At 65.6% G+C, this 24,909-nt stretch carries 23 protein-coding genes; 11 read left to right on the top strand and 12 right to left on the bottom strand.

Annotated features, from left to right (window positions below):
* The first annotated feature begins 145 nt into the window (after nt 1–145).
* Both FOZ74_RS05980 and FOZ74_RS05975 read left to right on the top strand, forming a co-directional pair.
* The gene (locus tag FOZ74_RS05980; protein WP_146912210.1) at nt 146–1,669 is read left to right on the top strand and encodes a flagellin N-terminal helical domain-containing protein; all 1,524 of its coding nucleotides are present in this window, start codon (nt 146–148) and stop codon (nt 1,667–1,669) included.
* Between the two features lie 101 nt (nt 1,670–1,770).
* Entirely contained in the window at nt 1,771–3,948 is a 2,178-nt protein-coding gene (locus FOZ74_RS05975) for an O-linked N-acetylglucosamine transferase, SPINDLY family protein (protein WP_255437805.1), read from the top strand.
* A gap of 90 nt (nt 3,949–4,038) precedes the next feature.
* Here the strand turns inward: FOZ74_RS05975 and FOZ74_RS05970 are convergent, their stop codons facing one another.
* From FOZ74_RS05970 to rfbF, 10 genes are read right to left on the bottom strand one after another with little or no spacing between them, the layout of a single operon-like run.
* The gene (locus FOZ74_RS05970) at nt 4,039–4,719 is read right to left on the bottom strand and encodes an HAD family hydrolase (RefSeq protein WP_186764664.1); all 681 of its coding nucleotides are present in this window, start codon (nt 4,717–4,719) and stop codon (nt 4,039–4,041) included.
* 33 nt (nt 4,720–4,752) lie between these two features.
* Nucleotides 4,753–5,706: a class I SAM-dependent methyltransferase gene (locus FOZ74_RS05965; RefSeq protein ID WP_146912208.1), complete on the bottom strand. Its 954-nt coding sequence runs from the start codon at nt 5,704–5,706 to the stop codon at nt 4,753–4,755.
* Complete coding sequence (locus FOZ74_RS05960) at nt 5,703–6,722, bottom strand: NAD-dependent epimerase/dehydratase family protein (RefSeq protein ID WP_255437804.1); 1,020 nt, start codon at nt 6,720–6,722, stop codon at nt 5,703–5,705. The genes FOZ74_RS05965 and FOZ74_RS05960 overlap by 4 nt, the downstream gene beginning before the upstream one ends.
* Nucleotides 6,686–7,486: a TylF/MycF/NovP-related O-methyltransferase gene (locus tag FOZ74_RS05955; protein ID WP_146912207.1), complete on the bottom strand. Its 801-nt coding sequence runs from the start codon at nt 7,484–7,486 to the stop codon at nt 6,686–6,688. Before FOZ74_RS05955 ends, FOZ74_RS05960 begins: the two co-directional genes overlap by 37 nt.
* On the bottom strand, nt 7,483–8,256 hold the full coding sequence (locus FOZ74_RS05950) for a phytanoyl-CoA dioxygenase family protein (protein WP_146912206.1): 774 nt from the start codon (nt 8,254–8,256) through the stop codon (nt 7,483–7,485). Before FOZ74_RS05950 ends, FOZ74_RS05955 begins: the two co-directional genes overlap by 4 nt.
* Nucleotides 8,257–8,273: 17 nt before the next feature.
* Nucleotides 8,274–10,103 (bottom strand): thiamine pyrophosphate-binding protein, encoded by a 1,830-nt coding sequence (locus FOZ74_RS05945; protein ID WP_146912205.1) that lies wholly within the window; start codon nt 10,101–10,103, stop codon nt 8,274–8,276.
* 1 nt (nt 10,104) lies between these two features.
* Complete coding sequence (locus tag FOZ74_RS05940) at nt 10,105–11,214, bottom strand: N-acetylneuraminate synthase family protein (RefSeq protein ID WP_146912204.1); 1,110 nt, start codon at nt 11,212–11,214, stop codon at nt 10,105–10,107.
* 18 nt (nt 11,215–11,232) lie between these two features.
* The gene (gene rfbH, locus FOZ74_RS05935; RefSeq protein ID WP_146912203.1) at nt 11,233–12,549 is read right to left on the bottom strand and encodes a lipopolysaccharide biosynthesis protein RfbH; all 1,317 of its coding nucleotides are present in this window, start codon (nt 12,547–12,549) and stop codon (nt 11,233–11,235) included.
* Nucleotides 12,546–13,625 (bottom strand): CDP-glucose 4,6-dehydratase, encoded by a 1,080-nt coding sequence (gene rfbG / locus FOZ74_RS05930; protein WP_146912202.1) that lies wholly within the window; start codon nt 13,623–13,625, stop codon nt 12,546–12,548. The genes rfbH and rfbG overlap by 4 nt, the downstream gene beginning before the upstream one ends.
* On the bottom strand, nt 13,616–14,386 hold the full coding sequence (rfbF, locus tag FOZ74_RS05925; protein ID WP_146912201.1) for a glucose-1-phosphate cytidylyltransferase: 771 nt from the start codon (nt 14,384–14,386) through the stop codon (nt 13,616–13,618). The genes rfbG and rfbF overlap by 10 nt, the downstream gene beginning before the upstream one ends.
* Nucleotides 14,387–14,608: 222 nt before the next feature.
* Here rfbF and motA point away from each other — a divergent pair, with 222 nt between their 5' ends.
* The 9 genes from motA to FOZ74_RS05880 all read left to right on the top strand — a co-directional run bounded on the left by motA (nt 14,609) and on the right by FOZ74_RS05880 (nt 23,970).
* A complete protein-coding gene (gene motA / locus FOZ74_RS05920; protein ID WP_146912200.1) occupies nt 14,609–15,475 on the top strand; it encodes a flagellar motor stator protein MotA in 867 nt (288 codons plus the stop codon).
* 18 nt (nt 15,476–15,493) lie between these two features.
* Nucleotides 15,494–16,456 carry a flagellar motor protein MotB gene (gene motB / locus FOZ74_RS05915; RefSeq protein ID WP_146912199.1) on the top strand — a complete coding sequence of 321 codons (963 nt, stop codon included), beginning with the start codon at nt 15,494–15,496 and terminating at the stop codon, nt 16,454–16,456.
* A gap of 68 nt (nt 16,457–16,524) precedes the next feature.
* Nucleotides 16,525–16,911 carry a chemotaxis response regulator CheY gene (gene cheY / locus FOZ74_RS05910; RefSeq protein WP_146912198.1) on the top strand — a complete coding sequence of 129 codons (387 nt, stop codon included), beginning with the start codon at nt 16,525–16,527 and terminating at the stop codon, nt 16,909–16,911.
* 2 nt (nt 16,912–16,913) lie between these two features.
* Nucleotides 16,914–17,549: a protein phosphatase CheZ gene (locus FOZ74_RS05905; RefSeq protein WP_146912197.1), complete on the top strand. Its 636-nt coding sequence runs from the start codon at nt 16,914–16,916 to the stop codon at nt 17,547–17,549.
* A 184-nt stretch (nt 17,550–17,733) separates the two neighbouring features.
* Nucleotides 17,734–18,885, top strand: a complete 1,152-nt coding sequence (locus FOZ74_RS05900; RefSeq protein WP_146912196.1) for an EscU/YscU/HrcU family type III secretion system export apparatus switch protein — start codon at nt 17,734–17,736, stop codon at nt 18,883–18,885.
* A 6-nt stretch (nt 18,886–18,891) separates the two neighbouring features.
* Entirely contained in the window at nt 18,892–20,982 is a 2,091-nt protein-coding gene (gene flhA / locus FOZ74_RS05895; protein ID WP_146912195.1) for a flagellar biosynthesis protein FlhA, read from the top strand.
* Nucleotides 20,979–22,475: a flagellar biosynthesis GTPase FlhF gene (gene flhF / locus FOZ74_RS05890; protein WP_146912194.1), complete on the top strand. Its 1,497-nt coding sequence runs from the start codon at nt 20,979–20,981 to the stop codon at nt 22,473–22,475. The genes flhA and flhF overlap by 4 nt, the downstream gene beginning before the upstream one ends.
* The gene (locus tag FOZ74_RS05885; protein WP_146912193.1) at nt 22,465–23,232 is read left to right on the top strand and encodes a hypothetical protein; all 768 of its coding nucleotides are present in this window, start codon (nt 22,465–22,467) and stop codon (nt 23,230–23,232) included. The genes flhF and FOZ74_RS05885 overlap by 11 nt, the downstream gene beginning before the upstream one ends.
* 12 nt (nt 23,233–23,244) lie before the next feature.
* Complete coding sequence (locus FOZ74_RS05880) at nt 23,245–23,970, top strand: RNA polymerase sigma factor FliA (RefSeq protein ID WP_146914096.1); 726 nt, start codon at nt 23,245–23,247, stop codon at nt 23,968–23,970.
* A gap of 98 nt (nt 23,971–24,068) precedes the next feature.
* Here the strand turns inward: FOZ74_RS05880 and FOZ74_RS05875 are convergent, their stop codons facing one another.
* Nucleotides 24,069–24,419 (bottom strand): hypothetical protein, encoded by a 351-nt coding sequence (locus FOZ74_RS05875; protein WP_146912192.1) that lies wholly within the window; start codon nt 24,417–24,419, stop codon nt 24,069–24,071.
* 49 nt (nt 24,420–24,468) lie between these two features.
* Nucleotides 24,469–24,807, bottom strand: a complete 339-nt coding sequence (gene flgM, locus FOZ74_RS05870) for a flagellar biosynthesis anti-sigma factor FlgM (RefSeq protein WP_146912191.1) — start codon at nt 24,805–24,807, stop codon at nt 24,469–24,471.
* Between the last annotated feature and the right edge of the window lie 102 nt (nt 24,808–24,909).

Here is a 24,909-nt window from a genome sequence, read left to right as displayed (position 1 = left end):
AGCTGCCCGTGGTTTGCCCGGCTTATCCGGCGACTGCAGCGCGCTGGAATTTTCACAATCTGCCCATCTTCCCGTCTTGTCTGCCGGACGGTGTGTTGGCCACCCAGTGCGGACGTACAGCCCTCAGCCATCAGGAGCATGAGCCATGGCCGCGACCATCAATACCAATGTGGCTTCACTGACAGCGCAGCGCAATCTGGGCATCAGCCAGGGGTCACTCAACACATCCATCGAGCGCCTGTCGTCGGGCTTGCGCATCAACAGCGCCAAGGACGATGCGGCCGGCATGGCCATTTCCGAGCGCTTCACCAGCCAGATCCGCGGTCTGAACCAGGCGGCGCGCAACGCCAACGACGGCATTTCGCTGGCGCAGGTGGCGGAAGGCGCGATGAAGGCAGCGGGAGACATCTTGCAGCGGGTGCGTGAACTGGCGGTGCAGTCGGCCAATGCGTCCAACTCAATCAGCGACCGCCAGGCGCTGCAGCAGGAAGTGAACCAGCTGGTGGCCGAACTGGACCGCGTGGCGCAAACCACCGAATTCAATGGCCAGAAGCTGCTGGACGGCAGTTTCGGCACGTCGCAATTCCAGGTGGGCGCCAACGCCAACCAGACCATCGTGGCGGCCACGGCCAACCTGCGCACCAATGTCTACGGCAACAACCAGGTGTCGGGTACGGCCGCCGGCGGTACCGGGGCACAGGCAGCCATAGCGGCGGCAAGCGCTTATGGTTCCAACGGCGTGGCCGCTGGCTCACTGGTCATCAACGGCGCCCTGGGCAGCAGTGAGACCATCGCCGTGGCCACGGGAGCGCACGCCAAGGACGTGGCGCGCGACATCAACCAGCAGACGCAACTGACCGGTGTGAGCGCCACGGCGCGCACCGAAGCGCAGCTGGCTTTCGACACCGCGGGCTCCTACGCCATCACGCTGGAGTCGGACAATACGCCCGACCTCAAGACCATTTCGTTTTCGCTCACCTCGCCGACCGGCTCCGAGGGCTTGTCCGCCGCCGTGCAGGCCATCAACGAGCAATCCTCGAAAACCGGGGTGATCGCCTCCCTGAACAAGGATGCGTCGGCCATCGTGCTGACCAATGCCACCGGCAACACGATTGCGGTCGGGCACACGTCCTCGGACAACGCGGGCATCGTCTCCGTCACCAAGATGGTGGGAGACGGCAGCGGCGGCACCGCCGTCCTGGGTACGCCGCAGACCATGGCAACCAACGCCGGCGCGGTGGCGGTTGCGGTCAGCGGCTACATCACTCTGGATTCGGACAAGTCTTTCAGCGCGGCGTCCACGACCACCAGCGTGCTGGATGGCGCCGGCACGGGTACGCTCAATTCGGACCTCAAGAAGGTCTCCGAGCTGGACATCACGGACTTCTCCAAGGCCACCCATTCGCTCAAGACCGTCGATTCGGCCTTGTCCTACATCGCCGGGGAGCGCGCCAAGCTCGGCGCCCTCCAGTCGCGCTTCGAAACCAGCATCGCCAGCCTGAACATCACGTCGGAAAACATGTCGGCATCGCGTTCGCGCATCCTGGACGCGGACTTTGCGGCGGAAACCGCCAACCTGACGCGCACCCAGATCCTGCAGCAGGCCGGCACCGCCATGGTGGCGCAAGCCAACCAGATCCCGCAGGGCGTGCTGGCGCTGCTGAAGTAGGGCGCCGCGCTGCGCCACTCCGGGTCTGAAACCCGCACCCGGTGCACTACCATGGCGCGGCGGCGCCAGTGTGGCCCGCGCCCGGCGTGAAGACTGCCACCATGAAGCAACACCACCACGACCCCATGGCAGAGCGACTGCAGGCGGCCCGGGCCGGCGGCGACTGGCCCTTGCTCATCCGCCTTTGCCGTCAGGCCCTGCGCAAGAATGGTCGCCACCAGATGGCCCACCGCCTGCTGGGCTTTGCGCTGGGACAAAAAGGTGAAGTCGATGCAGCCCTGCAGGCTTTCGGCAGGGCCGCCATCCTGTATCCGCACGATGCGGAGCTGCTGATCAACTATGCCAACCTGCTGGTCGGCCAGGAGAGGCCACGAGAGGCTCTGCCCCTGCTGGAAGGGGTGGTGCGACTGCGCCCCGAGCGCAGCATCTGCTGGATGAAGCTGGCCCAGTGCTGCTATCCCATCAATCTGCACCAGAGGGGATATGAGGCGAGTGAACACGCACTGAGGTGCGCTGGCGACGACTTGGAACGCGTCAACGCCCTGACACAGCGCGCCATACATCGGCGGGAACTGGGGCAGATACGCGAGGCGGTGCAGGACTGTACCGAAGCCATCGCCCTGGCGCCCCAGTTCGCCGCCAACCATTCCAACCGCCTGCTCTTCATGCTGGCGGACCCCGAGACCAGCCCGCAGGCGCTGACCGCTGCCGCCAGGGAATTCGGCAATACGTTCGAGCCGCAGTTCAAGCCCCACTGGCCCAGCTACGAAGAGCGCCGCGGCGATCCTTGGCGCAGACTGAAGGTGGGCTTCATCTCGCCGGACTTTCGCAAGCATGCGGTGATGTGTTTTGCCGAGGGCATCCTGGCGCAGCTGGACCGTCGCCAGTTCGAGGTGTACGGGTTCTACACCTACCCGCAGGACGACAACGTGACCGAACGGGTGCGTTGCCACGTGGACCACTTCATCCGCCTGCATGACCAGGACGAAGAGCAGCGCGCCCTGACCATACGCCGCCATGCGATCGACATCCTGGTCGACATGAGTGGTCACACCGGGCACCATTCGCTGCTCACCCTGGCGCGCAAGCCCGCGCCGGTGCAGGCTACCTGGGTGGGGTTCGTGGCCACCACCGGCCTGACCGCCATCGACTATTACCTGACGGACGAGGTCATCAATCCGCCGGGGGTGGAGCATCTGTTCACCGAGCGGCTCTTTCGCGCGCGGGGCTTCGCGGCCACCTATCGGGCGCACAGCCGCAATCCGCTTTGGCGCTATCAGCCGCGCTACGCCGTGCAACCCACGCCGGCATTGCGCAAGGGGTTTGTCACTTACGGCTCATGCAACAACCTGGGCAAGCTGACCGACGAGGTGCTGGCGCTGTGGGGAGAGCTGCTGCGGCGCATGCCTGCGGCGCACCTGCTGATCGAAGGCAAGGGGTTCGAGAAACCAGAGTTTGCCGGGGAGTACGAGGCGCGCTGCGCCAGGCTTGGCATTGACGCCAAACGGCTCGTGCTCCTTCCCCTGGATACCGACCGGCAATACCTCGCCTACCACGACATCGACATTGCCCTGGACCCCTTCCCGCTTACGGGTGGTACCACCACGCTGGATACGCTCTGGATGGCGGTGCCTCTGGTGTCCATGGAGGGCACCAGCTCGCCCTCGCGCATGAGCACCGAGGTGTTGACCTACCTGGGCCGCAAGGAGTGGCTGGCCGCAGACAAGGATGAGTATCTGGCCATCGCCATGGGCTTGGCCGCGGATATCGAGCAACTCAATGCCCTGCGCCAGGGTTTGCGTCGCGAAATCGAGCAATCCCCTCTGATGCGCGACGATATTGCGTGCCCGAACTTTGCCCAAGCCTTGCGCACCATGTGGCTGCGCTGGCAGGCGGAGCGTGAACACCCGGGCAACGTGCCTGCTCAAGACCGCGCCGTGGCTGCCTGGGAGGCAGCTTGCCCTCCCACCCTGATGACGGCACCCGTACCTCGTGTAGGGCTGATGGACGGTACCGAGCTGACGCTGCACGAGGCCCATGATCGATTGCAGCAACTGGTCACTTGCGCCCTGGCGAGTTGCACCCGCAAAGACCATGAAGGTGCCAAGGGTGAAATGGCACCGCGCTGGCGCAGCGTGACCGAGTTTGCAGAGCTGGTGTTGAGTGCCGTACCCAACGATCCCGTGGCCTTGGCTTGTCTGGCTGAAGTGGAGCACGCCAATGGCCACACGGAGTTTGCCGTGACCTATTTGCGCTACGCGACCGAGGCCATGGCCTGATCCAAGCGGTGCATGTACCCGGCCGCTTCGGTGATACCCGGCGGCTGTCCCGGGTATCGGGGCCCAAGAGCAGCTTTTGAAGCCTTGTGTCTATCCTGGCGGCCAATCAGACCCTGCCGTCTGAGCTGGACCCCGCAAGGCTTGCAGCATGTCCATTGGCCGGCTCAAGCTGCGGGATGGCGACAGGCAGATGGCCCCGCCGTAACCCCACGACGCCCATAAAAAAGGCATGCCACTTGCTTGAGCTGCCTTGGCATCTTCGGCGCGGTCGCCAACATACAGGGGTGGTGCGGGGGCGGTACCCATCTCATGGCGCAGACGCTGCAGCAAGGCAGTTTTGTCTTGCAAGGCGGGAGCGTAGGAATCCAGCGCATGTACGCCGCAAAAGAAGTTGTCCCAACGCAGGTGTTCGATGATGCGCAGCGCGGGCAGGATGCGCTTGTTGGTCGCTATGTGCAGGCGCAGCGGCAGGTGCCGCAGGGCTTGCAGCATCTCGGGCACGCCGGGATAGACGCGCAACTGCCGGTAACCGACGGCGTCGTAATGGCGTTTGAAATTCTCGGCGAGCACAGGCAGGGCCTGCCCCGACGTGCCCCTTGGCAGCAGCGCGCGCAAGGTCTGAACCAGCGGCGGGCCGATCAGCGTGCCGGTCAGCGGCAGGCGCGGCGCGATGCCGGCCTGATCGAACGCGGCTTGCATGGACGAGAGGATGGAAGGCGCCGAATCGATCAGGGTGCCGTCCAGGTCGAAAACGATGTCGCGCAGGTTCACGTCGATGTGTCTCCTTGCTCCATGTTGCGTCAATCACGCGTGAGTGGCATCAGAGCTTACATGTTGGGAATCAGGTGGCTGCAGAGAAGATTTGTGTTTTGGGTTGTTTGCAATTATTTGAATAATTTTATTGCTGCCATTTAATTCTTTCTTGAATTCAATAGAGGTTGATTGAATTTTAATAATATTAAATCCGCATATACTTAACAAATATTGCATGGAAGAAATAGAGAAAAAATTAATATGCTCATGCCAATATTTTTTCTCCGAGGAGGATATGCATTGATTTTCAACCATGAGTCTCTCGTGCGGCAACTCAATATACAATATTGCCTCGTTATGCATAGCATTACGTATTTCAATTAACACCTCTGATGGATAAGGTACGTGCTCAAGGACATGGCGACAAACAATCAAATCATATGCTAATGATGGAATTTTATTTTTAGAGATATTTTGTGCTCCATGCGTGATCTCTCTATTTCCAATGTCAAATATATCCACATGCGCACCTTTATTGGCAAAGGGTGTATTTATTCCGGTGCCACCGCCCCAGTCCAATATGTTTTTTGGATTGATATAAGGGATAATAAACTCTTCAGCAAGATGCAAAAAATGGTGCTGTGCTTTTAATAATTTATTCCTATCGCGAAAGCCGGGCTCATAAAATTCTCGTAAATCTTCATATTCCTTTCCAAGATAATCGTTATAATAGCGCTCCATTTCCAAATCGCTAAATCGAATATCCAGAAAAAGCAAATCGCATTGCAAGCAATGGAGAGTATTGCATATGCAATAAGCCATTCCTTGCGGGATAGTTTGCATTCCCCAGCTAGCATCAATGGCTACGGGCGGCCAGCCAAGTGCCCGATGCGACACAAATGGCATGAGAATGGCGGGGGATTTTTGAAGATTTGAGCTACCACAACAAATGCATTGTGTGGCAATGCGCTCACGATGTGGCGTAGAAAGTAAATCTTTGGTCACGATTTTTTGTGGATTTTCAAGGTGCGAACAGCGTAGCGCGCGGTTTCGCGCACCGCGTCATCCAGCGTGTAGCGCAGCTCTAGCCCTAGTTCGGCGCGCGCCTTGGCGATGGTGGGGACGTAGCGCTGGCGCAGGCCTTGCGTCGCCGCCGCCGCGATTCGTACCGGCTGGCCCGGCGCCAGCAGGTCGCGCACGCGGTGGGCCAGCGCGGCGATGTCGATGGCCTCGTCCGAGCCCACGTTGTAGGCCTGCCCCGCCCGGCCGTGCTGCAGCAATGCCTCCAGCCAGCACGCCAGGTCGCGCTGGTCCATGTAGGAGCGCACGGGCGTGCCATCGCCCTGCACGGTGATGGGGCCACCCGCCAGCGCATCGCGGATGAAGTTGCCGATGGCGAAGTGCGCCCCCAAAGGCAGATCGCGCCCGACGAAGGCGAAGCAGCGCGCGATCACTATCTCAATGTCATGCTGCTGCGCATACAGCGCGCACAGGTGTTCGGCGCAGCGCTTGGCGACGCCGTAGGCGCTCTGCGCGTCCAGCGGGTCGGGTATGCCGAGGTAGTCCTCGGGGATGCGCGCCATGTCGTGTGGCTGCGGGCCGTAGGCCCCGCCCGAGCTGACGAGCAGAAAACGAGGAATCCGCTGTGCCACCGCGTAATCGAGCAGGTGACGCGTGCCGTCGACGATTTGCGTGGTGCGCTGCAGCGGCGTCAGTTGCGGCCCCAGGGTCGAATCGGCCGCCGCATGCAGCAGGTGCGTGAACCGTGCGCCTGCGGGCAGGCTGGCAGGCACCAGGATGTCGCCCGCATGGAAGCGCAGCCAGGATAGCTCCGCGAATTCCGGGTGCTGGCGCAAGAAGGCCCCAGGGTCGCGGCTCAGGACGGTGACGGCCAGCGCCGCATCACCACGGCTATGCGCCGCCTGCCAATGCCGCAGCAGCGCCTTGCCGAAGAAGCCGGTGCCGCCGGCGAGCAGTAGCTCCATCAGTCCTTGATGCAGTACGCCGTCGGCGTCAGGCACCAGTTGAACTTCTGGAGCCGGAGGTTCAGCTTGCGCTCGGAACGGAATTTGTCGAAGGCCGTGGCTTCGCCGCCCCACGGCGGGAGGCCATATTCGTCAAAAACGACGACGCCCCCCGGAACCACCAGATCCCACAAGGTATTCAGCGTGTAATAGGTCGGCTCGTACAAATCCAGGTCGAAATGCAGCAGATTGATCCGCAGTCCCGGCGTCTGCTCCAAGAAAGGCTCCAGCGTGTCCTGCACGCGGCCCTTGATCAGCCTCGACCGCTCCCGCGCAAGAATGTTGTCCTGGTTGGCCAATGCGCACAGCTCGAAGACCTCCCCCTCCACGGCCTGCGCCGACCATCCGCCGACCTTTTTGTCACTCGCCAGATCCGCCTGCGAAATACCATCTTCCTGCGTGAAATCGGCAAGTCCTTCGAAGGAGTCAAAACCATAGACCTTCTTGGACGTATCCGTCGGGCAAAAGATTTCCAGGAACTTGTGGAATGAGAAAAAAGAAATCCCCCGCGACACCCCGAGCTCGACGATGCTGCCGGGCAGCTCCTGGGTCAGCTTGAACAGTTCATAGTGCGCCAGATAGCGCGTCATCAAGATGCGCTTGGTATAGGCAGGCCAATGGGTCAGCTTGTGCAGGTCGGAATGCGGATAGCGCTGCTGTATCGCCTCGAATTTTTCCCAATACGCCTTGTCTTTTTCCGAATGAACGCCATACATCTGCTCTAGCGGCGCATCGAATTTCGTCAAACCCCAAACACTCATGGCATTCCCCTTTTTACATAATCGATGGTTGTGGAGTTGATGGTTCCCGGCCGGAATTTTTCGCTGATGAAACCAGGATCCATGAAATCCGCGAACCGGAGCTGGACCGTGAACCTCGACCGACGGGTCGATTGAACGGGGACGGACTTGTGCAACACATTGAAGGCAAAGAACAACATGTCCCCTGGATTCATCTCGTTGACATCGACCACGGGAACCGCTGGAATTTTTTCATCAAGCACCACCGCATCCGCATAGGAGTGGTAGTTGCCGCTGGTTTTCGTCTTGAACAGACGGCCGCCGGTATGGGCATTGCTGATGACCTGCAACCCTCCCAGGTCTGGAGTCAAGGGCATGATGGGAACCCAGACCACCACGGCACACGGCGAGCAAATAGAAAACCAATAATCCTGGTGCCAACCGAACAGGTATTTTTCTTCGCCCGAAGAATCAATCCGGCAATTGACGTCGACAAGCGCAGGGAATTGAATCCCGCAGACCGTGTCCAAGTACCGATGCATCGCCTCGGACGAAGCCAGCCGCTGGATGGATGCCAGGTATTTGAACCCGTTGTAGAGGGCGGAAGCACGGCTCCTGTCGCTTTCCCTGTGGAAATTCCACAGCGCGTCCAAATCCTGAAACTCCCCCGCAGCGCCCAAGACATTCCCTACTTTCAGGAGCTCATCGCGTATCGAATCGACGGCTGAAGCTTGGAACGCTTGCTTTTCCAAGTGGAAACCATTGGTTTGAAAATCCTGCATCTGGTTCATAGAAGCATCTCAATCCATCATCCATTTGACGGCCGCAGGGCGCGCAGTGCCAACGCCTGATTCCGCACCCCGGCCACCTCGGCCGGGTCCAGGAAGGGGTGCATGTCGTCGAGCTCGGGCGTGACGAACTGGCCTTGCCCGTCCACGCGCGACTTGATGCGCGGGGCGAATTCCTGCTCGGGGTCAACGTGCAGGTCGATCAAGAGCGGGCCATTGCCGTGCAGCAGGGCGTCCAGCCGGGGCAGATCGGCTTCGGTGGCGATGGTTTCAGCGCGTAGGCCGTAGGCGCGGGCCACGGCGGTGAAGTCGGGGAAATCGACGCCCGACGCCGGCGTAGCGCCGATGACACGGCCAAAAAAGTTCTGGTGCGTCTGCCAGATTGACAGGTAGCCGCGGTTGTTGAGCACCACGACGATCAGGTTCAGCCCCGTGGTCTTGAGCGTTTGCAGCTCCTGGATGTTCATCTGCAGGCTGCCGTCGCCGGCAAAGCAGATCACGCGCCGCGCGCGCCCTGCGGCAGCGGTCGCGGCGCCCAGCGCGGCGGGCAGGTCGTAGCCCATCGATGCCGCACCCGAGTTGCTGAACAGGCGCTGGTCTTTTTGCAGCGCGCCCATCTGGAAGGGCAGGATGCAGGCCGAGGCGTTGCCGCAGACGACGATGTCGTCGGGCCGCAGCTGCTCGAAGATGCGGCTGACCATCACGTAGGGGTTGAGCGGCTGGCCGGGGCGCTGCTGGTGCTCGGCGGCGGCGTTGTAGCGCCGGCCCACGTCCTGGCACCACCGCACCCAGGGCTGGTAGCCGGGCAGCGCGGTGGCGGCGAGCTCTTGTTCCAGCGCGTCCAGAAAATCATTCAGGTCGGCGGCCACCCCCAGATCGGGTTGCAGCGTGGGTTTGCGCAGCTCGGCCTCGTCGATGTCGACCTGGGCCAGCCAGGCGTTCTTGGCGAAGGCCTGCCAGTTGTAGCTGGTCTGGCGGATGTTCAGGCGCGAGCCCAGCACCAGCACGCAATCGGCCGCCTGCAGGCAGAAGTTGCCCGCGCGCGTGCCGATGGTGCCGGGGCGGCCGGCGAACAGCGGGTGGTCGGAGGCGATGAGGTCGTGCGTCCAGGCCGTGGCCAGCGGGATGCCGTGGCGTTCGACCAGCGCCAGCAGGCGGCCTTCGGTGTGCGAGAGTCGCACGCCGGTGCCACCCAGGATCAGCGGGCGGTGCGCCTGGCGCAGCTTGTCGGCGATGAAGCGGCAGGCGGCGCGCAGCGCGTCCGCGGGGGGCTTGGCGGCAGGCGGGGGCGGCGCGGGGATCTGCAGCGCCTCGGTGGACTGCTGGATGTCCAGCGGAATGTCCAGCCACACCGGGCCGGGGCGCCCGCGCGTGGCCTCGGCATACGCCCGAGGCAGCAGGGTTTGCAGGTCTTGCGCCGAGCGCACGAGCCTCGCGAGCTTGCACACCGGACTGGCCATGGAGATGGTCGGACCCTCCTGGTCGCCCAGCTGGCGTAGGCCGTGCACTTGCCGCGGGTCCTGGAAGTCGATGCAGGTCTCGCGCTTGATCTGGCCCGAGAGGACGATCATCGGGATCGAGTCGGTGAAGGCACCGTACACGCCGTTGAGCGCGTTCACCGCCCCCGGCCCGGTGGTCGGCATGACCACCGCCGGCTTGCCAGTGATGCGGGCGTAGCCCTCGGCGGCCATGGCGCAGGCCTGCTCGTGGTGCATGAAGGTGCAGCGCAGTTTGTCATGCCCGCCCAGCGCCTGGTTCAGGAACATGGCGCCGCCGCCGGTGACGGTGAAAACCTGCTCCACGCCCTGCGCGGCGAGCCAGTCGGCGATCTGCTCGGAGACGCGCTTCACCTCACAGGCCCCGGTTCAGGATCAGGCTCTTGAGGCCCGCGTTCTGGCTGTAGGGACCGTCGATGTGCCCGATGGTCAGGCGCTCGTCGGCCGCGATGGGCTGGAGCAGCCGCTCGCCGTTCATCACCTCGCGGCAGGACAGCTGGCCCTTGTGCAGCGGGATGGCGAGGTAGAAATCCTTCTCGAAGTTGTCCTTGTCGAAGACGTAGCCCGGCTCCAGCGGGCGGCGCGCATACACGCCGCGCACCAGGGCGTTGAGGTATTCGGTTTCCTTGCGCGAGATCACGCGCCGGGTGTGGGCCACGCCGCCGCACATTTCCTTGGCCTTGTGAAAGGCCTTGAACCAGACGTCGCACTGCTCGGGCAGCGAGCAGTAGCTGGAGACGGGCACGTCCTCGTACTGGATGTCGATGTGGCGCTCCCAGGTGCGCGCGCCCTTGCCGTAGGAGATCAGCATCGACGAATGCCAGTCGTGGTACTCGTGCGTGGACAGGCCGATGATGTGGCTCGGATAACGGCTCTTGAGGTAATCGATCTGGTCCAGGTGCAGCTCGCCGTCTTCGCTCGGGTAGAGCGAGACGCAGTGGTTGATGGCCAGCGGGATGTCACGCCGCTCGAAGAAGCGCACGATGTCGTCCAGGTCTTTCTCCGACGCGCCGCCGGTGGAGATGATGGTGGGGCGGCGGGTGGAGGCGATTTTCTCGATCAGCGGCCAGTCGTTCATGTCCGAGCTGGCGATCTTGACGATGGGCATGTCGAATTCGACGCATAGATCGACCGAGGCCTCGTCGAACGGCGTCGCCATGGGGATGCAGCTGAGGTTCCTGATCTCGTCGACCATGCGCGTGAAGTCGGCGCGCGAGAGCCGGGTGTCCTCGGTCTTCTTGACGTAGCGCAGCTCCTCGTTGCCCTTGAAATCGGGGTGGATGAATTCATCGACGTCACGAAACTGGAGCTTGATGGCGGCCTTGACGTTGTTGTGGCGCACCACGGCGGCATGGTCACGCACGATCTTCAGGCCGCGCTCAATCCGGCCCCAGTGGTTGTTGGCCAGCTCCAGGACAAACAGGTTTTCGAACAAGTCCCTGTCGCGTTGGCTGATGGATCGCATGGCCTCCCTCCGATTCGGTTATTCAAAGTCGACGCCCAGATAGGCTCTGATGCTTTTGGCGGCAAATTCCAGCATCTCCCGCGTCAGCGCCGGCTGCACGCCGATCCAGAAGGTGTCGTTCATCACCTTGTCGGTGTGCTCCAGCGTGCCGCTCACGCGGTAGTCGCGGCCCAGCATATACGGCTGGCGCGTGAGGTTTCCTGCGAAAAGCAGGCGGGTTCCCACCTTGTTCTGGTCCAGGTAGGTGAGCAGGTCCAGACGCGAAACAGGGGCGTTGTCGCGCAGGGTGATGGGAAAGCCGAACCACGATGGCTCGCTGCCCGGTGTCGCCTGGGGCAGGATGAGGAATTCCTCGCAGTCGCGCAGCCGCTCGTGCAAATAAGCAAAGTGGGCCTTGCGCCGGGCGATGAACTGGTCGGCCTTTTCCAGCTGTGCCAGGCCGCAGGCGGCCTGCATGTCGGTGATCTTCAGGTTGTAGCCCAGGTGGCTGTAGGTGTATTTGTGGTCGTAGCCCATGGGCAGGGTGCCGAACTGCTGGGCAAAGCGCTTGCAGCAGGTGTTGTCCTTGCCGGGCGCGCAGTAACAGTCGCGCCCCCAGTCGCGAAAGCTCTCGGCGATCAATTTGAGTTCATCGTTGTTGGTGAAAACCGCGCCGCCCTCGCCCATGGTGATGTGGTGCGCGGGGTAGAAGCTCAGCGTGCCGATGTCGCCGAAGCTGCCTACCTTGCGCCCCTGCCAGGTGGAGCCGAGCGCGTCGCAGCAGTCCTCGATCAGCCACAGGCCGTGCTGCTTGCACAGTGCGGTGATGGCGTCCAAATTGAAAGGGTTGCCCAGGGTGTGGGCCAGCATGATGGCGCGGGTTTTCGGGCCAATGGCCGCCTCGATCCGGCTGGCATCGATGTTGTAGGTGCCCAGCTCGATGTCGACGAACACCGGCACGGCGCCAAATTGCAGGATGGGGTTGACCGTGGTGGGAAAGCCCGCAGCCACGCCGATGACCTCGTCGCCCGGGCGGATGGCGCGGCTGCCCAGTCGCGGGCTGGTCAGCGTGCTGAACGCGACCAGGTTGGCCGAGGAGCCCGAATTGACGGTGATGGCATGGCGCACGCCCAAAAAGGCCGCCAGCTTGAGCTCGAAGGCGGCGTTGAAGCGGCCGGTGGTCAGCCAGCCGTCCAGGCTGGCCTCGACCATGTATTTCAGCTCTTCTGCACCCAGCAGCTTGCCCGAGGGCGGCACCGGCGTGCTGCCGGGCTCGAAGGCCTGCGGGCGCAGGCTGGCGGCGACGTATTGCTCGACCAGCCGGGCAATGTCGGCGCGAATTTCTTGCGGGGTCATGGGGTTTCCTCGAAGGCACGCAGGTCGGCCAGGCACAGCGTGCGGGCGTCCTGCCCCGCGGCCTGGGCGCGGTACCAGGCCATGGTGCGCGCCACGGCCTCGCCCAGCCCCCAGCGCGGCGCCACGCCCAAGGCGGCGCGGGCCTGGGCGGTTTCCAGTGTCAACCAGCAGGCCTCATGCGGCTGAGAAATGCTTTTTTGATAGCTGATTGCGCTTGATGGGTAAGCGCTGGAGGCCAATTTCAATACAAATTCAACCGTCGCCGCCTCGTGCGGCAGCGGTCCGAAGTTGTAGGCCCCCGCCAGCTCGGGCTGCGCCCAGAGGCGCTCGGCCAGTCTCAGATAGGCGGCCAGCGGTTCGAGTACGTGCTGCCAGGGGCGGGTGGCCTGCGGGTTGCGAATGACCAGCTCCTGCCCCGCGGTCCAGGCGCGCACGGCGTCGGGGATGAGCCGATCCTCGGCCCAGTCGCCGCCGCCGATCACGTTGCCCGCGCGCGCGGTGGCCAGCGCAAGGCCTTGCGCAGCCAGGAAGGCGCTGCGGTAGCTGGCGGCAACGATCTCGGCGGCAGCCTTGCTGGCGCTGTAGGGGTCGTGGCCGCCGAGCGCATCGTCCTCGCGGTAGGGCCAAGGCCATTCGCGGTTGCGGTAGACCTTGTCGGTGGTGACGACCACGGCCACGCGCGCATCCGCCCGGCCGCGCAGCGCATCGAGCACATGGGCCGTGCCCTGCACATTGGTGGCCCAGGTGGCCAGAGGCTCGGCATAGCTCTTGCGTACCAGAGCCTGCGCAGCCAGGTGCAGCACGATCTGCGGGCGCGTTTGCTGCACGATGGAGGCCACGGCCTGCGCGTCGCGGATATCGGCGCAATGGCTGGCCTGCAAGTCGTCCGCGACCCTGGCCAGGGTGAACAAATTGGGTATGCCGACCGGTGCGAGCGACAGGCCCGTGACCTCGGCGCCGAGCTCTGTCAGCCACAGCGCCAGCCACGCGCCCTTGAAGCCGCTGTGGCCGGTGAGCAGCACGCGCTTGCCCCGCCAAAAGGCCGGCGACGGGGCAGGGGTGGCGCTCACCAGCATTTCCAGGGCGCCTGGCCGCTGGCCCAGAGTTCCTCAAGCAGGTTCTTCTCGCGCAGCGTGTCCATGGGCTGCCAGAAGCCATGGTGCTCGAAGGCGCGCAACTGGTCCTGACTCGCCAAGGTCTTCATCGGCATGGATTCCCACGGGCTTGCGTCGCCATCGATGAGTTCGATGACCTCGGGTTGCAGCACGAAGAAGCCGCCGTTGATCCAGCCGCCGTCGCCGGCCGGCTTTTCTTCAAAACCGGTGACCGCGCCGCCCTCGTACGCCAGCGTGCCGAAGCGCCCCGGCGGCTGCACGGCGGTGATGGTGGCCAGCCGCCCGTGCGCGCGGTGAAAGGCGAATTGCGCCGCCATGTCCAGGTCGGCCACGCCGTCGCCGTAGGTGAAGCAGAAGGTTTCGCCGGGGTTGAGGTATTCGCGCACGCGGCGCAGCCGTCCGCCGGTCTGGGTGTTTTCGCCGGTGTCCACCAGCGTCACGCGCCAGGGCTCGGCGTGGCGGTGGTGCACCTGCATGCGGTTTTCCGCCATGTCGAAGGTGACGTCGGACATGTGCAGGAAGTAGTTGGCGAAGTACTCCTTGATGACATAGCCCTTGTAGCCCAGGCAGACGATGAAGTCGTTCACGCCGTGGGCGGAATAAATCTTCATGATGTGCCACAGGATGGGCCGCCCGCCGATCTCGATCATGGGCTTGGGGCGCAGGTGCGACTCTTCGGCGATGCGGGTTCCAAGCCCGCCGGCAAGGAGGACGGCTTTCATGGCGGGCAGCATACCCAGTGCACGGCGCGGGCAAAAGCCGCTGGGATGGGCGAAAACCCGGGTATCTTGCGCGATCGCGCCGCATGTACTTGCGGGGCCTGGACCCTGCAATAGCGCCAAATGGCCGTGCTTTACAGTTCAAGTGAGGGGAACGGCTGCCGATACCCTTGCTAGGATCGGTGCGCCTTTGCGGGGTTTGCGCGCTCAACCAAGTCAACGCTCATGTTCATCATCATCGGCTATGCCGTCGTCTTCGGAAGCGTCTTCGGCGTGTTCGTGGCGCATGGCGGAAACATCCATGTGCTCATGGAGGCCTTGCCGTTCGAGATGGCCACGATCGGCGGCGCGGCGGTGGGGGCCTTCGTGGTCAACAACCAGCCCAAGGTGCTCAAGGGCACGCTGACGGCGCTGCCCAAGCTGTTCAAGGGCAGCCAGTACACCAAGGCGCGCTACATGGAGCTGCTGGCCATGCTCTACGAGATCTTGCAGAAGGCGCGCAAGGAAGGCCTGATGGCCATCGAGGCCGACGTCGAAGAGCCGGAGAAATCCGAGCTGTTCAAGAAATTCCCCACCGTCGGCAGCGACCACCACGTGCTCGAATTCACCACCGACTACCTGCGCATGATGGTCTCGGGCAACCTGAACGCGCACGAGATCGAGGCGCTGATGGACAGCGAAATCGAAACCCACCACCAGGAGGCGCACGGCCCGGTGGCGGCGCTGACTCGTCTGGCGGGCGCGTTGCCGGCCTTCGGCATCGTGGCGGCGGTGCTCGGGGTGGTCAACACCATGGGCAACGTCGGCCAGCCGCCGGCGGTGCTCGGCGCCATGATCGCCTCGGCGCTGGTGGGCACCTTCCTGGGCATCTTCCTGGCCTATGCGGTGGCCGAGCCCCTGGCCGGCCTGCTGGAGCAGCGCAACGAGGACGCGAGCAAGGAGCTGGTGTGCATCAAGTCCACGCTGCTGGCCAGCATGCAGGGCTACAACCCGGCGACGGCCATCGAGTTCGGGCGCAAGGTGCTGTTCTCCGACGTGCGCCCGAGCTTCATCGAACTGGAATCGCACGTGAAGGGCAAGAAGCAGGCCTGAGGCCCGCGGGAGTGCGCCATGGCGGACAACAAGCTGCAGCCCATCATCATCAAGCGCGTGAAGAAGGCGGACCACGGCGCGCACGGCGGTGCCTGGAAGATCGCCTATGCCGACTTCGTGACCGCGATGATGGCCTTCTTCCTGCTGATGTGGCTGCTGGGCTCCACCAGCAAGGGCGACCTGCAGGGGATTGCCGAATACTTCGCCTCGCCGATGAAGGTGGCGATGCAGGGCGGCGACGGCGCGGGCAACAGCTCCAGCGTGATCCAGGGCGGCGGCACCGACCTGGCGCGCGTCTATGGCCAGATGAAGCGCAGCCAGGACAGCGACGCCGACAAGGGCCGCACCAGCCAGCAGGCCCGGCCCCAGAGCATCGAGGCCCAGCGCGCCGAGCGCGCGCGCATCGACGCCCAGCGCATCAAGGAGCTGCAGGGCAAGCTCGAATCGGTGATCACCCAGGACATGGCGCTCAACGAATACCGCTCGCAGATCCGCATCGATGTCACGCCCGACGGTCTGCAGGTGCAGATCGTGGACGAGCAGAACCGCCCCATGTTCGACAGCGGCAGCGCGCTGGTCAAGAACTACATGCGCAGCATCCTGCGCGCCATCGGCGGTGCGCTGGGCGGGGTGGAGAACCGCATCAGCATCGCCGGCCATACCGACGCCACGCCCTACGGCAACGGCGAGCGCGGCTACAGCAACTGGGAGCTTTCCGCCGACCGCGCCAACGCCTCGCGGCGCGAGCTGGTGGCCGGGGGCATGCCCGACGACAAGCTGATCCGCGTGGTGGGCCTGGCCGCCAGCGACCCGCTGCAGCCGCAGGAGCCGCGCGCCGCGGTGAACCGGCGCATCACCATCACGGTGCTCACGCGCGAGGCCGAGGAGCGCCTGATGGGCCATGATCTGCCGGCGCTGGACCTGCCTGGCGGCCCTGCGGAGAAAAACCCGGACAATGCGGCACCTGGGGCTGCCGGGTAAGCGCCGATGGCGGGCAGCGACGGTGGCCGCAATAATCCATTACATGTGTTCGACCGAAAGGGTCCCTAGTGTCCTCAGCCCTTCGTTTCCTGATAGTTGACGATTTTTCGACGATGCGCCGCATCGTGCGCAACCTGCTCAAGGAGAGCGGGTTCACCGAAGCCGATGAGGCGGAAGACGGCGTGGTTGCCCTGCAGAAGCTGCGCAACAGCAAGTTCGACTTCGTCGTCTCCGACATCAACATGCCCAACATGAACGGCTTTCAGTTGCTGGCGGAGATCAAGAAGGACGACGCGCTCAAGCACCTGCCGGTGCTGATGGTGACGGCCGAGGCGCGCAAGGAAGACATTGTCGCCGCCGCCCAGGGCGGGGCCGCGGGCTACATCGTCAAGCCCTTTACCAAGGCCACGCTCGAAGAAAAGGTCACGCTCATCCTCAAGAAACTGGGCCTGTAGGCATGGCGAGCGAGGATCTTGCCGCCACGCCTGCGGCCCTTGACGCCGAGGACGTGCACACGCGCATCGGCCAGCTCACGCGCCAGCTGCACACCGCGCTCTCCGAGCTCGGCTACGCCAACCAGTTGCGCAGCACCATGAGCGAGCTGCCGGATGCGCAAAGCCGCCTGTCCTACATCTCGCGCCTGACCGGCCAGGCGGCGGAAAAGGTGCTGGGCCGCGTGGAGATGGCCAAGGCCATCCGCGACCGCGTGGCCGACGAGGGTGAGCGCACCTTCGACGCGCTGGTGGCCGACCCGGTGGCGGCCGTGGCGCGCGGGCAGATCTACAACTTCCTCGTCGACCTGCGCCAGGCGGGCGAGGAGCTCGACGGCCACCTGACCGAAATCATGATGGCGCAGGACTTTCACGACCTGACCGGCCAGGTGATCGCGCGCGTGGTGAACCTGGCCGCGACCATCGAAGAGCAGCTGGTGCAGCTGGTGATCCAGACCGCGCCGCCGGGCACCATGGTCCAGGCGGCGCCCGCCGAGCCGCCGCGCCTGCAGGGCCCGGTGGTCGAACCCGAGAAGAACCCCGGCGAGGTGGTCACCGACCAGTCCCAGGTGGACGATCTGCTGGCCAGCCTGGGTTTTTGAGCGGGCTGCAGTTTCATCCATCAAATCGGCCGCAAACGCTTGCTGGACAAGTGTTGACAGCTATGATTTTGAAGAAGCCGGCCTTGTGCAGGCTGGGCTGAACAAGGGCCGAGCAGCCCCGCTGTTCGGGCTTTAGCCTTCGCCCCATCTTCCGACAATGGCCTGACCCCACGGGCAGGCCGAGATGGATTCAAGTCAGGACAAACAACTCCCCGCAACCGAGCGCAAGCTGCAGAAGGCGCGTGAGGATGGGCAGGCGCCGCGTTCGCAGGAGCTGTCGCACCTGGCGGTGCTGGGCGTGCTCGGCCTGATGCTGTGGTCCTTCTTCCCGACGCTGCTGGACGTGCTCACGCGCGAGATGGGGCGCCAGCTCAGCTTCGACGCCGTCGCCCTGCGCGCGCCGGCGGACATGTTCACCCGGCTGCAGGCCATGCTGCTCGTGGGCCTGGCGATCAGCCTGGTGCTGGCGCTGCTGGCGGCGCTGGCGGCGGTGGCGGCGAGCCTGGGCTCGGGCGGCTGGATCTGGAGCCTGAAGGCGCTGCAGCCGCAGTTCAGCCGGCTCGACCCGCTGCAGGGCGTGAAGAACCTGGTGTCCAAGCAGAAGCTGTCCAACCTGGGCAAGATGCTGCTGCTGGCGACGGCGCTGATCTACGTGGCCTGGAAGTACATGTCCACCAGCGCCGAGAAGATGGCCCAGCTGGTGCTGCAGCCCGCGGCCCCGTCGCTGCGCGATGCCGGGCAGTGGGTGGGCACGGGCGTGGCGCTGCTGCTGCTCGTCGTGCTGCTGTTCGCGGTGGTGGACGTGCCGCTGCAGCAGTACCTGCACCGCTCGCGCCTGAAGATGAGCCATGAAGAGGTCAAGCAGGAGCACAAGGACTCGGACGGCAACCCGCTGATACGCCAGCGCATCCGCCAGAAGCAGCGCGGGGTGGCCGAGCGCGCCAGTGTCAGCGCCGTGCCGCGCGCCGACTTCGTGGTGATGAACCCCACGCACTACGCGGTGGCGCTGCGCTACGACGAAGCCACCATGGGCGCGCCGCAGGTCATCTCCAAGGGCACCGACCTGGTGGCCTTTCGCATCCGCGACCTGGCCGGCACGCACGACATTCCGGTGCTGCGTTCGCCCATGCTGGCGCGCGCGCTCTATGCCCATGCCGATCTGGACCAACCCATCCCGGCGCAGCTGTACACCGCCGTCGCGCAGGTGCTGGCCTACGTCTATCGCCTCAAGGCCGCGATGCGCGGCGAAGGCCGCATGCCCGATGCCCCGCCGGTTCCCGATGCGCACATTCCGCCGCAGCTCGACCCCCATTCACCCCAGGCGCAACACAGGTAAAACACGATGACGACGCCTTCCATCCAGACCGCCCGGGCCTGGGCCAGCGACAACCGCTCGCTGCTGCAGGGCCTGTCCATTCCGGTATTGGTCGTGGCCATCCTGGCGCTGATGGTGCTGCCCTTCCCGCCCTGGCTGCTCGACACCTTCTTCACCTTCAACATCGCGGTGGCGCTGATGGTGATGATGGTGGCCGCCTACATGATCAAGCCGCTGGACTTCGCGGCCTTCCCCGCGGTGCTGCTGCTCACCACCTTGATGCGCCTGGCACTGAACGTGGCCTCCACCCGCGTGGTGCTGCTCGAGGGCCACACCGGGCCGGGCGCGGCCGGCGCGGTGATCGAGGCCTTCGGCCACTTCCTGATCGGCGGCAACTTCGCCGTCGGCCTGATCGTCTTCGCCATCCTCGTGGTCATCAACTTCATCGTCGTCACCAAGGGTGCCGAGCGCATCGCCGAGGTCTCGGCGCGCTTCACGCTGGACGCCATGCCGGGCAAGCAGATGGCGGTGGACGCGGACCTCAACAGCGGTCTGATCGACGAGTCCGCGGCCAAGCAGCGGCGCCTGGAGATCCAGGACGAGGCCAACTTCTTCGGCGCCATGGACGGCGCGAGCAAGTTCGTGCGCGGCGACGCGATCGCCGGCATCCTGATCCTGATCATCAACATCATCGGCGGCTTTGCCATCGGCATGCTCTCGCACGACCTGTCGGCCAGCCAGGCGGCCAACAGCTACATCCTGCTGGCCGTGGGCGACGCGCTGGTGGCGCAGATTCCGGGCCTGTTGATCTCGGTGGCCGCGGCCATGGTGGTGTCGCGCGTGGGCGCGCGCGACGTGGACGTGGGCCGCCAGATCGTGCAGCAGGTCTTCATGTCGCCGCGCGTGCTGGGCATGGCCGCCGCCATCCTGGTGCTGCTGGGCGTGATACCCGGGATGCCGCACACGGTGTTCCTCATCATGGGCTCGGCCCTGGGCTGGATCGCCTGGATGCTGCTGCAGGCGCAGCGCAAGCCCGCGCCGCAGGAAGAGGCCGCGCCGGCGCCGGTGAGCGACGGCGAGGCGAGCTGGGACGACCTGCAGCCCGTGGACCTGCTCGGCCTGGAGCTGGGCTACCGCCTGATCGCGCTGGTGGACAAGGCGCGCCAGGGCGACCTGCTCACGCGCATCAAGGGCGTGCGGCGCAAGTTCGCGCAGGAGGTGGGCTTCCTGCCGCCCGCAGTGCACGTGCGCGACAACCTGGAGCTCAAGCCCAGCAGCTATCGCATCCTGCTGCGCGGCGTGGTGGTGGGCGAGGGCGAGGCCTTCCCCGGCATGTTCCTCGCGATCAACCCGGGCGGCATCTCCACGCCGCTGATCGGCACGCCCACGACCGACCCGGCCTTCGGCCTGCCCGCGCACTGGATCGACGCGGCGCAGAAGGAAGCAGCGCAAATGGCGGGCTTTACCGTGGTTGATTCGGAAACCGTCATGGCCACCCATTTGTCACACTTGATGCAGGTGCAGGCGGCGCGGCTCCTGAGCCGTACCGAGACGCAGCAGCTCGTGGAACACGTGATGCGCCTTGCACCCAAGCTGATTGAAGAAGTGGTGCCCAAGATGGTCTCGATCACGACGTTCCAGAAAGTGCTGCAGCTCCTGCTGGAAGAGGCGGTGCACATCCGCGACATCCGCACCATCATTGAAACCCTGGCCGAGTTCGCCGGCACCACGCAAGACCCGGCAGAGCTGGTCCGGCAGGTGCGCATCGCCCTGGCGCCGGCCATCGTGCAGCAGATCTACGGGCCGACCAGCGAGCTCAACGTGATCGCCATCGAGCCCGACCTGGAGCGCCTGCTGGTGCAGGCCCTCACCGGCAGCAACGGCCCGGCGCTGGACCCCGGCGTGGCCGACCTGCTCACGCACAAGGCGGCCGAGGTGGCCACCCGGCAGGAAGAGCTGGGCATACCCGCCTGCCTGCTGGTGCCCGACGCCATCCGCAGCAGCATCGCCCGCCTGGTGCGCCGCCTGGCGCCGCGCCTGCAGGTGCTCTCGCACAGTGAAATCCCTGAAACCCATTCCATCCGCATCGGTCCCGTCCTGAAAGGTGCAACGCCATGAACATCCAGCGCTTTCACGCTCCCACTGCACGCGAGGCCTTGGCCAAGGCACGCATGACCTTCGGCGACGGCACGCTCATCCTCTCCAACCGCCCGGTCGACGGCGGCGTGGAGGTGGTGGCCACGGCCGAAGACTCGCTGCCCGAAGCCCAGCCGCGCGCGCAGCTGCAGCCGGCCGCGCCGGCGGCACGCCCGCGCCTGCACGAGCGCGCGGCCGACCTTGCCGCCAGCCCCGTGCGCAGCCTGCAGGGCGGCGAGGGCTTTGCGCGCAGCTCGGTCGCCAAGGACACCGAAAAGCTGGCGATGAGCACGCTGTCCTTCCAGGACTACGTGCGCGAGCGCATGCTGCGCCGCCGCCATGAGGCCTTGCACGGCGCCGACGGCGCAGGCGCTGCCGCGCAAGTGCAGGAAAGCCCGGCCGCCAGCGCCGGCACGCGCCGCCCCGCTGCTGCCGAGCCGCCGCCCGCGCGGGCGCACACCGGTGCGGCCCAGCGGCGCAGCGGCGCGGCCACCGCCCCCACGCTGGCGGCCGGCGCCGGCCAGCAGAACGTGATGCATGAGCTGCAGGCGATGAAGGAGCTGATCGAAGAGCGCTTCAACACCCTGGCCTGGCTGGGTCAGGCGCGCCAGAACCCGGTGCAGTCCAGCCTGATGCTCAAGCTGATCCGCTCGGGCTATTCGCCCGCGCTGGCGCGCGCGATGCTCGAACACCTGCCCGAGAGCCTGCCCGCGGCCAAGGCGCTGCAATGGCTGATGCAGGTGCTCGAGCGCAACCTCAGGACCGATGCGCTGGCCCTGCCGCTGCACGAGGAAGGCGGCATCCACGCTCTGGTGGGCGCCACCGGCGTGGGCAAGACCACCACCGCCGCCAAGCTTGCCGCCATGTGCGCGCGCACCCATGGGCCGGGCAGCGTGGGCCTGATCACGCTGGACACCTACCGCGTGGGCGCGCACGAGCAGCTGCGCCAGTACGGGCGCATGCTCGGCGTCGTCGCCCACCTGGCGCACGACCGCGCGGCGCTGCAGGATCTGCTCGGCCTGCTCTCTTCCAAGAAGATGGTGCTGATCGACACCACCGGCGCCGCGCCGCGCGACCCGCGCCTGCAGGAGATGCTGCAGGTGCTGGACCTGCCCGATGTCAACCGCCTGCTGGTGCTCAACGCCTGCAGCCACGGCGACACCTTCGATGACGTGCTCACCGGCTTCAAGAGCAGCGGCACGCAGCAGGCCATCCTCTCCAAGACCGACGAGGCGGTGAAGCTCGGCCCGGCGATCGACGCGCTGGTGCGTCACCAGATGGTGCTGCGTGGCGTCACCTGCGGCCAGCGCGTGCCCGAGGACTGGGAGGCAGCCGATGCGCGCCAGCTCGTGGCCGCATCCATGCGCAGTTCGGTCAAGTCGGCCTTCGATCCGCGCGAGATCGAGCTCAACTACTTCTTCACCCAGGCCCCGTCCGGCCTGGCCGAAGAGGCGGAGCTCGCGGATGTGGCCTGAGACGCACCAGGCGGCCGGTCTGCTCGGCTTCGCGCGTGCGCCCGGCGTGCGCCTGATCCCCGTGCTCAGCCACCCCGAGGCGACGCTGGAGCTGGAGGTGCTGTGGCAGCTCGCCCTGCGCCTGCAGCAGCTCGGCCATGCCACGCTGGTGCTGGATGCCACCTCGACCGAGCATGGCGCCGAACCCGGCCTGCTGCAGTGGCTGCATGCCGGCGCCGGAGTCCGCCCCGACCCCGCGGGCCAGCCCGTGGTGGCCGCAGCCGCGCACGGCCTGCAGGCGCTGCGGCGGCAGCCCGGCGGTGATGCGCTGGCGCTGCTCGAACCCCTGCTGCGCCCCTTTGCCGCGGTACTGCTCCATGCCCCGCCGGCGGACGTGGCGGCGCTGCTGGGCGCGCGCGGTGCAACGGCCCTGGTGCTGAACGTGCCGGGCGACGCGGCGGTGCTGCGCAGCTATGCGCTGCTCAAGCAGATGGCCGCCTTGCCCGGCCTGGACGCCAGCCTGGCCACGGTGATGGCGGCACCCGCGCAGGCAGAGCGGGCCCAGCGCAGCCTGCAGGCGCTGCGCGAAGGCTGCGCGCGCTGGCTGGGCGCCAGCCCGCGCGCGGTGCTGGTCAACGGCGCGGACGCGCAGGCGCTGGGTGCGCTGGCGCTGCGCCTGATGGAGCAGGCCTGTACCCTCGCGCCGCAGGCCCCGCGCCGCGCCGTCGCCCAGGGTGGCAGCGCCGTGATAACGCGCTACCATGGCCTTTCCGTGTAGCGACTTTGCATGATGTATACCGCCAAGGGCCAGCTCGACCGTGATGCGCTGTTTCGCCAGCACGTCGGGCTGGTGCAGCGCATTGCGCACCACATGATCGCCAAGCTGCCCCCGAACGTGGAGGTGGACGACCTGATCCAGGTCGGCCTGATCGGCCTGAGCGATGCGCTCACCCGCTACGAGGTGACCCAGGGCGTGCAGTTCGAGACCTTCGCCAGTCAGCGCATCCGCGGCGCCATGCTCGACGAGCTGCGCGACAACGACTGGATGAGCCGCAGCTCGCGCAAGAGCCAGAAGGACATCGAACGCGCGGTGCAGCGCGCCGAGCAGCGCCTGGGGCGCACGCCGCTGGAGTCCGAGATCGCCGGGGAGCTCGGCATGGAGCTGGCCGACTACCAGTCGCTGCTGGGCCGGGTGCGCGGCGCGCAGCTCGTCTACCTGGAGGACATGGGCCACGGCGGCGACGAGGACGGCGCGGGCGAGGGTTTCCTCGAGCGCAACGTGGCCGACGAGGGCGCGGACCCGGTGGCGCTGCTGCGCGACCAGGGCATACGCAGCGCGCTGGTGGCCGCCATCGGGCAACTGCCCGAGCGCGAGCAGTTCATCATGGGCATGTACTACGAAGAGGACATGAACCTCAAGGAAATCGCCGCGGTGCTGGGCGTGACCGAGTCGCGCGTATGCCAGTTGCACAGCCAGGCGATTGCGCGCCTGCGCACCAAGATGCGCGGGCATTGAGCGCCGCCGCACCCGCCCTGCAGCGGCGGATGTGCTATTATAATACTAGCTTTCAGCGCTTGCCCAGCAAGCGTTTGGGCTGTATCTGGTTCAAATTTTCAGGAGAGTGAGCGCCAGGCCTGCGCCTTGCCGCTGGCGCCTGGCCCGTAGGTGAGCTCCTGCGTGTGCGGCAGCAGCGAGGCGGCCTGCTGCGCGGTGATCGCCAGCACGCGGGCCAGCTGCTCGCGCGTGCTTGCCAGGCGCGCGCCGACCGCATGCAGGCGCCGCGCGGCGTCCGGTGGCCAGGCGGCGGGTGTGCCGTCCAGCGCGTCGGCGCAGGCGGTCATGGCCTGGCGCAGCGCGTGGGCGCGCTGCTCCAGCATGTGCGGGGGTGAAGCGGGGTCCGCCAGCGCGGCCTGCAACTCGGCCAGCGCGGCTTCGAGGGTGTCCAGGGCAGGGGCGGGGACCATGCCTAAGGGGTGGGTGTGCGCGGGGTGCGGACCCCGGTGCGGGCGGGCATCAGTGGCTGCGTTGCTGCTGCGCGCGCGAGAGGGTTTCGTAGGCGTTTTCCAGCATCTTGTCGGCCACGGCCTCGGCGTTGACGCGGTAGCTGCCGTTGCTGATGGCGGTCTTGATCGCATCCACCTTCTCGGCGTTGAAGTCGGCGTTGGCGCGGCCCACGGCGGCGCCGCGCACGTTGTGCGACAGCGTGACCGGCACGCCCGCCGCCGCTGCGCGCGAGGCCGAGCGCGGCGCGGCCTCGCCTGCCGGTGCGGCGGCGGCCGGCTTGGCCTGCTGCTTGTTGGCCGCGGCACGCGCCAAGGCCTGGGCGGGGTCTGCGTGGTTGTCGATTTTCATGTCACTCTCCGCCGGCCCCGAACCAGGTGCGGGGCCTCTAGGCAGATTAACGGCAGTTGGGGCGCAAGCTTGAGCGTGCGCCGCAAAAAAACGGGTTTCGCA

The sequence above is a fragment of the Comamonas flocculans genome, from assembly GCF_007954405.1.
In the GTDB taxonomy this organism is placed as follows: domain Bacteria; phylum Pseudomonadota; class Gammaproteobacteria; order Burkholderiales; family Burkholderiaceae_C; genus Comamonas_C; species Comamonas_C flocculans.
The sequence above is the reverse complement of the archived record's forward strand: the minus strand, read 5'-3'. Positions and strand labels throughout refer to the sequence as shown.

Excerpts from the sequence above, each read along its gene's own strand:
- FOZ74_RS05980 (WP_146912210.1), top strand. The coding sequence starts at position 146 with ATGGCCGCGACCATCAATACCAATGTGGCTTCACTGACAGCGCAGCGC.
- FOZ74_RS05975 (WP_255437805.1), top strand. The coding sequence starts at position 1,771 with ATGAAGCAACACCACCACGACCCCATGGCAGAGCGACTGCAGGCGGCC.
- FOZ74_RS05955 (WP_146912207.1), bottom strand. The coding sequence starts at position 7,486 with ATGAGTGTTTGGGGTTTGACGAAATTCGATGCGCCGCTAGAGCAGATG.
- FOZ74_RS05950 (WP_146912206.1), bottom strand. The coding sequence starts at position 8,256 with ATGAACCAGATGCAGGATTTTCAAACCAATGGTTTCCACTTGGAAAAG.
- FOZ74_RS05940 (WP_146912204.1), bottom strand. The coding sequence starts at position 11,214 with ATGCGATCCATCAGCCAACGCGACAGGGACTTGTTCGAAAACCTGTTT.
- rfbH (WP_146912203.1), bottom strand. The coding sequence starts at position 12,549 with ATGACCCCGCAAGAAATTCGCGCCGACATTGCCCGGCTGGTCGAGCAA.
- rfbG (WP_146912202.1), bottom strand. The coding sequence starts at position 13,625 with ATGCTGGTGAGCGCCACCCCTGCCCCGTCGCCGGCCTTTTGGCGGGGC.
- rfbF (WP_146912201.1), bottom strand. The coding sequence starts at position 14,386 with ATGAAAGCCGTCCTCCTTGCCGGCGGGCTTGGAACCCGCATCGCCGAA.
- motA (WP_146912200.1), top strand. The coding sequence starts at position 14,609 with ATGTTCATCATCATCGGCTATGCCGTCGTCTTCGGAAGCGTCTTCGGC.
- motB (WP_146912199.1), top strand. The coding sequence starts at position 15,494 with ATGGCGGACAACAAGCTGCAGCCCATCATCATCAAGCGCGTGAAGAAG.
- FOZ74_RS05905 (WP_146912197.1), top strand. The coding sequence starts at position 16,914 with ATGGCGAGCGAGGATCTTGCCGCCACGCCTGCGGCCCTTGACGCCGAG.
- FOZ74_RS05900 (WP_146912196.1), top strand. The coding sequence starts at position 17,734 with ATGGATTCAAGTCAGGACAAACAACTCCCCGCAACCGAGCGCAAGCTG.
- flhA (WP_146912195.1), top strand. The coding sequence starts at position 18,892 with ATGACGACGCCTTCCATCCAGACCGCCCGGGCCTGGGCCAGCGACAAC.
- flhF (WP_146912194.1), top strand. The coding sequence starts at position 20,979 with ATGAACATCCAGCGCTTTCACGCTCCCACTGCACGCGAGGCCTTGGCC.
- FOZ74_RS05885 (WP_146912193.1), top strand. The coding sequence starts at position 22,465 with ATGTGGCCTGAGACGCACCAGGCGGCCGGTCTGCTCGGCTTCGCGCGT.
- FOZ74_RS05880 (WP_146914096.1), top strand. The coding sequence starts at position 23,245 with ATGTATACCGCCAAGGGCCAGCTCGACCGTGATGCGCTGTTTCGCCAG.
- FOZ74_RS05875 (WP_146912192.1), bottom strand. The coding sequence starts at position 24,419 with ATGGTCCCCGCCCCTGCCCTGGACACCCTCGAAGCCGCGCTGGCCGAG.
- flgM (WP_146912191.1), bottom strand. The coding sequence starts at position 24,807 with ATGAAAATCGACAACCACGCAGACCCCGCCCAGGCCTTGGCGCGTGCC.